Source organism: Oerskovia sp. NPDC056781, assembly GCF_042789955.1.
GTDB lineage: Bacteria > Actinomycetota > Actinomycetes > Actinomycetales > Cellulomonadaceae > Oerskovia > Oerskovia rustica.
In genome coordinates, this window is record NZ_JBHUAD010000285.1 from 1 (window position 1) to 4,430 (window position 4,430).

The window sequence follows — 4,430 nt, forward strand, 5'->3', positions numbered from 1 at the left end:
CTCCTGCCTGGCGGACCCGGCACCGGACCTGCCCCCCGTTCCGTTCCCTCGACGTGAAGGAGACCGCTGTGCCCCGACTTTCCCGCCTGGCCCCAGAGACCGCCGTGGGCGCCTCGAAGGACCTGCTCGCCGAGCTCGTGGACCGCCACGGCAGCGTGGGCGACATGGTCTCGACGATGGCGCACTCACCGGCCGTGCTCGGCGGATACCTGCAGCTCAGCCGTGCCATGAGGCGCGCCAAGCTCGACCGCAGGACCAGCGAGCTCGTCTCGATCGCCGTCCAGGCGCAGCAGGGCTGCGGCCTGTGCCTCGCGTCGCACGTCGGGGCCGCCCGTGCCCTCGGAGCCGGCGAGGACGAGATCGCGCTGGCCCACGACGGGTGGTCCGCCGAGCCCGCCCTGGCCGCGATCGTCGCCTTCGGCGTCCAGGTGTACCGCGAGCCGACGTCGATCACCGACGAGCAGGTCGACGCCCTCCGGCGCCACGGCTTCACCGACCGCGAGATCGTTGACGTCGTCGGCGTCGTCGCGCTCAACGTCCTCACCGGGGCGTTCAACCTCGTCGCCGGGCTCACGCCCGGAGCACCGTCCGCCAGGCGCAGGGCCTGATCCCCCTCGGGGACGTCCCCGGCCGCACTCGTGCGGGGCGCTCGCCCCGGTCTCCCGACCGGTCGAGCAACCCGGTCACCGCCGCCCCGGGACGTCCCCCGACCAGCCCGCCGCCTGCCGGGTCCGGCCCGCGACGAACGCGACGGTGAGCCCGATGACGAGCGCGGTCGTGTGCCCGACCGCGGTGAAGTTCCGCGCGACGAGGCCCGGCCCCACCCAGTAGACGACGACGAACGCGACCCACCACCAGCGCCAGCGTCTGGGCACGACGACGGTCAGGAAGCCCATCACGGTCGCCATGACGTAGCTGACGCCGACGTCGTCGACGGTCGCGACGCTCGGGTTGACGAAGCCGTGGAAGATCCCGGTCGTCAGGACCATGGCCGTGAAGACGGTCGCGCCGACGTGCCCCATGAACCCCACCGCGAGCGACGCGAGGCGCCCGACGAATCGCTGCGCGTAGGCCAGGACCACGAGGAGCTGGAGCACCAGGAGCACCTCGCTCGGCGAGGAGATGACGAAGGCGCTCGCGAGCAGCACGGAGATCGGGCGGTCGCGCAGGTTTGCGAGGTTGGTGCTCGTGTCCTCGTAGACCTGGTCCCGTGTGCCCTCGGGCAGGAACCACAGGACGACGGCGACGAGCAGCACCACGGAGCAGTAGACGATCGCGAGGTCCGCCCGGCGGACCGTTCGCCACATGTCGGCCAGGGCGTGACGCAGGAGGTGAGCGGGGGTCGCGCCGCCCGCGGGGCCGTCCGTCATGCCGTCACGCTACGCCGGGACTCGCCCGCGAGCGCCCGGGAGCGTGCTCTCGGTCGGACGGTCCCTCGGGAGCCGTGCCTCGCGCCTCGCACCTGGATGTAGACAGTCTGTCCATATCGATGTACCTTCGAAATGAACAAGACGTCCACATCTGGAGGATTCTCATGACCACCCCCGCCACTCGCGTCGCGATCGTCACCGGCGGATCGGGCGGCATCGGCCGTGCCGTCGCCGAGCGCCTGGGCGCCGAGCACTTCGACGTCGTCGTCCACTACAGCGGCAACGCCGACAAGGCACGCCAGACCGCAGGAGCGGTCTCGGCCGCCGGCGGACGCGCCCTCACCGTCAAGGCCGACGTCGCCGACGAGTCCGAGGTCGCCGCTCTGTTCGACGCGGCCGTCGCCGAGTTCGGCGGTGTCGACGTCGTCGTCCACACGGCCGGCATCATGCCCCTGGGCCCCATCGCGGAGATGGACCTCGCAGACTTCGACCAGGTCCAGCGCACCAACGTCCGCGGGACGTTCGTCGTCGACCAGGCAGCGGCCCGCACGATCCGCGACGGCGGGTCGATCGTCAACTTCTCGACCTCGGTGACCCGTCTGCAGCAGCCTGGCTACGGGGCGTATGCCGCATCCAAGGGCGCGGTCGAGGCGCTCACCCTGATCCTGGCGCGGGAGCTGCGCGGGCGTGACGTGACGGTCAACGCCGTTGCCCCCGGCCCCACGGCCACGCCCCTGTTCCTCGACGGCAAGCCCCAGGAGGTCGTCGACCACCTCGCGTCGCTCGCGCCTCTGGAACGCCTGGGAACCCCTGACGACATCGCCCAGTCAGTGCTGAGCCTCGTCGACGCCCGCTGGATCAACGGTCAGGTCGTCTACGTCAACGGCGGCATCGCCTGATCCCCGCAGCGCCGACGCGGACCGGAACGACGACGACGGCCAAGAAGATCGCCTTCCCCGCGATCACCGGCCTCCCGAACCTCGTCACCCACTGACCCGGCCCGCTACCCCGGCGGCAGGGTGCACACCCTCGGAGCGCTGCGGGCTCGCCGTCCCGCGCGGCTACGATCACCGAGAGCCGCGAGCAGCCCGACGATCCACCCGCCTCGGGGGCCAACTTCAGGAGTGCGTCACCACCATGACAAGAACACCGCCAGAACGACCTGGGCGCGGGCGCCGCCCAGCCGCAGAGGTCCGGAGAGGGATCCTCGCCGTGACCGCCGAGACTCTCCTCACCGACGGTGTCGCCGGCGTGACGTTCGACAAGATCGCAGCGGCCGCACCGGCGAGCAAGGCCACGCTCTACAAGTGGTGGCCCTCCCCAGGAGCCCTCGCCGCAGAGGCGTACTTCACGCACGTCGAGGAAGAGCTGCACTTCGACGACACCGGCAACATCGAGAGGGACCTGCGCAACCAGCTCCACGCCCACGTCTCCCTCTTGGCCCGACCCGACGTCGGGCCAGTGATCGCCACGCTCATCGGCGCCGCCCAGGACGACCCAGAGCTTGCCGAGGCCTGGTCACGCAACTACTCCAGCATCCGACGGCGGACCGCGGTCGAGCGTCTCCAGAGGGCCAAGGACCAGGGACAGATCCACCAGGACGTCGACCTCCAGGTCGTGGTCGACCAGCTGTGGGGCGCCTGCTACCACCGTCTCCTCATTCCCGACGAGCCGCTCTCGATCGAGTTCGCCGACTCCCTGATCGACAACATCGGCCGCGGCATCCTGGTCTAGCCGCAAGCGCCTGAGAGGTTCTGCTGCTCGAACAGCCTCAAGCGTCCGGGGGCGGCGACGCCGGTGCGGTGCAGATCGACCAGGGGCGTCCCGGGGCCCCTGCGGAGGGGTCGGCCGACGCGGGAGTCTCCCCTCTCACCGCCCCCCGCGACGGTTCCTCGGCGCGTCCCGACGCCGGACTGGACTTCCTGTGGGTCTTGGCTATGGTGGCCGGTTCACCTGCAGGCTGGAAGGAGGTGAGCCACATGGCCAAGAACGACAAGAAGCAGCCGTCGCTTTCCCTGAAGGACAAGCGCGCACAGAAGCGCGAGAAGGCAGCCGAGACCACCGCGAAGGTCCGCAAGCGATAGACCCCGCGCAGCGGGCGGGTCGTCGTCACGTGCATGGACGGCGACCCGCCTCCGCAGCACCTCCCCAGAATTCCCGTGAGGGATTCAGGTGCCCGGGCGTACCATCGACGGAGAGCTGAGCCGCGGGACGAGCCCCGGCCACCGATCTTGGAGCGCATCTTTCATGCAGCGAGGAAGCGGGGCGGCCGTCCTGGCCTGCTCGGGCGCGGGCCGGACGCCCGCCCAGCACGCCTGACGCCCTACGGCGCCACCCACCGGTGAACCCTCAGGTTCACCGGACGATCGGCGCACCTCGGCGGGCCCCCTCCCCGGTGAGTCCTCGTGACCGCCGGCGGACCCGACCTGCCGTCCCCCGCTCCCGCCCGACCTGTCGGTCCTGGGCGACCACGGGCGAGACGGCCCCTCCTGCACGAGAGCCGTAGAACCATGAACCCCCTGACCGAGAAGCAGATCCGCGCGTCCTTCGTGAACGCCTCGCGCCGCGAGTCCTCGCAGCTCACCCTCCCGTCCGACCTCGCGGACCTCCGCTGGGACCGCCTCGACTACCTGGGTTGGGTCGACCGCAAGGCGCCGCTGCGCGCCTACGTCGTCCTGCCCGTCGACGACACTCTGGTCGGGCTCGCGCTGCGTGCCCCCGAGGGCACGGCGTCGCGCCGCCGCGCGGTGTGCGCGTGGTGCGAGGACGTCATCGCGACCGACGACGTGTCCCTGTACGTCGTGCGCCGGGCCGGTGCCGCCGGGCGCAACGGCGACACGATCGGCACCCTGATCTGCACGACGTTCGAGTGCTCGAAGAACGTCCGTCGCAAGCCGACCGTCGTCGAGGCCGGCCAGGACCCCGCGGGCCTGGTCGAGCGTCGCATCGAGGGTCTGCGGGAGCGGTCCGCGAAGTTCGCGCGCGAGGTCCTGCGCGAGGTCTGACCCGATCGCGCGCCGCGGAGCGCGCGGCGCGCAGCGGTGCCGGACGCCCCGGCAC

The 4,430-nt window shown here is 71.4% G+C and carries 5 protein-coding genes; 4 read left to right on the plus strand and 1 reads right to left on the minus strand.

What is annotated here, in order from left to right; translation table 11 throughout:
- The first annotated feature begins 68 nt into the window (after nt 1-68).
- Nucleotides 69-608 (plus strand): carboxymuconolactone decarboxylase family protein, encoded by a 540-nt coding sequence (locus ACFRCR_RS17170; protein WP_377679222.1) that lies wholly within the window; start codon nt 69-71, stop codon nt 606-608.
- Between the two features lie 75 nt (nt 609-683).
- On the opposite strand, the gene ACFRCR_RS17175 is transcribed toward ACFRCR_RS17170, so the two are convergent.
- Entirely contained in the window at nt 684-1,370 is a 687-nt protein-coding gene (locus ACFRCR_RS17175; protein WP_377679224.1) for a rhomboid-like protein, read from the minus strand.
- A gap of 164 nt (nt 1,371-1,534) precedes the next feature.
- Between ACFRCR_RS17175 and ACFRCR_RS17180 the strand changes: the two genes are divergently transcribed.
- The 3 genes from ACFRCR_RS17180 (at nt 1,535) to ACFRCR_RS17190 (ending at nt 4,375) form a co-directional block, all read left to right on the plus strand.
- Entirely contained in the window at nt 1,535-2,269 is a 735-nt protein-coding gene (locus tag ACFRCR_RS17180) for an SDR family oxidoreductase (RefSeq protein WP_191797030.1), read from the plus strand.
- Between the two features lie 313 nt (nt 2,270-2,582).
- Nucleotides 2,583-3,104: a TetR-like C-terminal domain-containing protein gene (locus ACFRCR_RS17185; protein WP_318244200.1), complete on the plus strand. Its 522-nt coding sequence runs from the start codon at nt 2,583-2,585 to the stop codon at nt 3,102-3,104.
- Between the two features lie 776 nt (nt 3,105-3,880).
- A complete protein-coding gene (locus ACFRCR_RS17190) occupies nt 3,881-4,375 on the plus strand; it encodes an FBP domain-containing protein (protein WP_191790757.1) in 495 nt (164 codons plus the stop codon).
- Nucleotides 4,376-4,430: the final 55 nt, after the last annotated feature.

What these genes read in the sequence shown, in the direction of transcription:
- ACFRCR_RS17175 (WP_377679224.1), bottom strand. Translation starts at nt 1,370, where the DNA reads ATGACGGACGGCCCCGCGGGCGGCGCGACCCCCGCTCACCTCCTGCGT.
- ACFRCR_RS17180 (WP_191797030.1), top strand. Translation starts at nt 1,535, where the DNA reads ATGACCACCCCCGCCACTCGCGTCGCGATCGTCACCGGCGGATCGGGC.
- ACFRCR_RS17190 (WP_191790757.1), top strand. Translation starts at nt 3,881, where the DNA reads ATGAACCCCCTGACCGAGAAGCAGATCCGCGCGTCCTTCGTGAACGCC.